The following is a 2,661-nucleotide window of genomic DNA, read 5'->3' as shown; positions in this document are numbered from 1 at the left end:
CTGCTGGAAGCATCAGAAAATCAGCAGGCTTTTGAATACAGCCGGAAACTTCTCAAGGCCGCAGAAAAGATCCTGACCTACGGCTCTGATAAACCCGCCAATATCAGGGACCAGGGTTTCCGCAAGGCGGTCATGACTCTCTATGAGCACCGCTGCGCCCTGTGCGGCATCCGCATGCTCACCCCGGAGGGACACACTATAGTTGAAGCAGCCCATATTAGACCCTGGTCGGATACAAATGATGACCGTCCGGCCAACGGCATGGCCTTGTGCAGGCTCTGCCACTGGAGTTTTGACCGGGGGTTCATGAGTGTGGGCAGGGAATATGAGGTTCTGATTTCTCCTTTGTCCAGGCAGGAACACAACAACCCCGGTCCCATTATGACCCTGGATCACAGGCCGATTTTCAAGCCATCAGATGAGAGACACATCCCGGATCAGGAGTGTCTGGGGTGGCACAGGCGGGAGGTGTTCAGGACATAAGCCTTCAGGATTTTTAGATGGGTTCAGCTAGGAACCATGAGGACTAAGGCAAGCAGTTTTTAAATATGAAAAACGCAAATCATGTATAGCATGTCCGTTATCATGATATCCAAAAATTTGATAATCACTTGTTGGGAGACTAATGGCATGGATACAGTTATTGATATTGATTTTGATTTTAGGCGTGATACACCGCCAAATAAAGATGTCGATGCTTGCAGCAAAACCCTAAAAGCATATCATAGGAAACTTTGGTCTAAACTATTGCCTGATGGCTTAAAGCTTACTCTTGAAGAAAAAGGGTATCTTTACCACAAATCGCACTTGGGTGAATTTTATCTTGGAAGCGATGCGATAACGCATTCCTACAAGGGGACTAAGCGCCTGTTGACAATTACAGCTAAAGTTCCTGAAGCAGTTGAAAATCTGTTTATTCAAGGCAACAAGATTGCGGCTTATACCCTTTTTCCGTCAAAGCAGGTAAACAGAAAATTCACTATCAATCAGGCAAGAGGCGTTAACGCAAAGATTGGTGACCGATTTGATCTAACCTTGGAGTGTATCCGCCTTTTCTATGAAGGGGAGGACTCCCCTTTAACAGACGCTTTTAATAGATATGAGAGTTTTTTTAGTCTGTTTGCGGATTTTAAAGGCTATGTTGAGTTTTTTCTTTTTCAGGATTTGGTTAGTGAAGATTTTTCATCAGTAAGGTTTCATCTTCCGTTTGGTGGTTTTTCTGGCTCCCCATTCCCAAATAATGTTGATGAGTATCTTGAATATGCAAAGAATACAGAAATTTTTCTAAAGGCAAGGGGCCAGAGAATGTTAAACGGTTTTGTTGAATCTTCTTAACTTTTCCCAACAACCGACGAGAATCCGATGTCAATTGACGCCATCAGAAGCACTAATGATCTTGACAAGCCATGGCCAGCGCGACTTCTACTCGACGCGATTGGTTTCCTTCAGCGGGTGAGGGGCAGGGTTGAAGACTATCTGGAAAGCAGGAATATTCGGAACTTAAGTTTGAGAGATCTAATGGATCTCTTTCTACCTGCGGCCTTTGAACCGCCATTTGATGAGTCCGCCCAATTTTGGATGGGCATACCAATACTCCGTCAGCCTCAATTCGGACCTTATCTTCATGATTCAGCCCTCTTGACTATGACAGAGGCTGCCATGAGCCAAGCGTTCAAGGCCGAATGGGCCATGCGCATTTGCCGGCTGATGTTGTACGAACTCAGAGAGAGACCGGCGAACAAACGGCTCCAGCGGACCGCGAAAAACCGTCGCGGCCGCTGAGCCGAGTCGTTAGCCTTCACGTTACATCATAGAGGAGGAGTAAATGGCGTTATGTAGATGCTTGAATGCCCACGCATGCCCCAAAGGAAGAACTACTCGATATGTGGCATATGTCCATCCAGTTGGTTATCCAAAGACAGCCCTGATTTGCGGTCTTTGTACCAATCCAGGAGTAATTTGGATTGATAGTAATGAACTATCACAATATCGGAATGGCCAGCGCATTTTCTCAGGTCCAAACAATTTCACCAAAATGATGGCTGATGATGCAGGTGCCATATCCGCTGCGGATGCAAAGAAATAATAAGCATTGGACCAATCAGAACGTTTGGCCGTGCTACCGTTGGGCATATACATCGACATCCGCTGGATTTCCTGTCTGCGTGATTGCGTGCGGGTGCTCGCCGCAATTAACTTGCCACCACCGTAAGAAACTAAGGGCATGGACAGATGATTACACAACCTACATTTGACAGGGCAGTAAACCAGTACGACGAGCGAGAGAGACGAACGGATTTTTTTGCTTTATCCCGCAGGTTGATTGTGCATGGATTCGAAGTTGAAGCTTGTATGCTTCTTCTTGCGACATGGAACTTCGCTCGATTTCGCTATGCGGTAAAACAGTTTGATATTGAGGGATTTAGGAAAACCCTCACAGAGTTAAGTGATCATTTTGTCCAACTAAGAGGCCAGACAATTATGTCATTTGACCTATCTGCGCACGGTTCACACATTACAGCCATTTTCAATGCTCTCTCAACAATCAGAGGTGTTGAATTCACCGGCGCACCTAAGCTAATGCACCTAAAGAACCCCGACTTATTCGTCATGTGGGATGACTATATTCGTTGCGCTAGAACAAGAAGGTACTATAGGCAT

3 protein-coding genes are annotated in these 2,661 nt (G+C 45.9%); all 3 read left to right on the top strand.

Annotation, left to right across the window (positions count from 1 at the left end; translation table 11 throughout):
- Positions 1-483: HNH endonuclease (locus QZP87_RS03265; protein WP_291321483.1), on the top strand; the 483-nt coding region annotated here is incomplete at its 5' end.
- Positions 484-630: 147 nt separating this feature from the next.
- Positions 631-1,335 carry a hypothetical protein gene (locus QZP87_RS03260; protein WP_291321482.1) on the top strand — a complete coding sequence of 235 codons (705 nt, stop codon included), beginning with the start codon at positions 631-633 and terminating at the stop codon, positions 1,333-1,335.
- Positions 1,336-2,232: 897 nt separating this feature from the next.
- Positions 2,233-2,661, top strand: a 429-nt coding sequence (locus tag QZP87_RS03255) for a hypothetical protein (RefSeq protein ID WP_291321481.1), incomplete at its 3' end; no start/stop codon positions are given.

Source organism: Desulfonatronospira sp. (genome assembly GCA_003563255.1).
Taxonomy (GTDB): domain Bacteria; phylum Desulfobacterota; class Desulfovibrionia; order Desulfovibrionales; family Desulfonatronovibrionaceae; genus Desulfonatronospira.
Note: the sequence above shows the minus strand (reverse complement) of the source record. Positions and strands in the feature narration are given on the sequence as shown.

Bases quoted from the DNA above. Each gene is read 5' to 3' on its own strand.
- QZP87_RS03260 (WP_291321482.1), top strand. From the start codon at position 631: ATGGATACAGTTATTGATATTGATTTTGATTTTAGGCGTGATACACCG.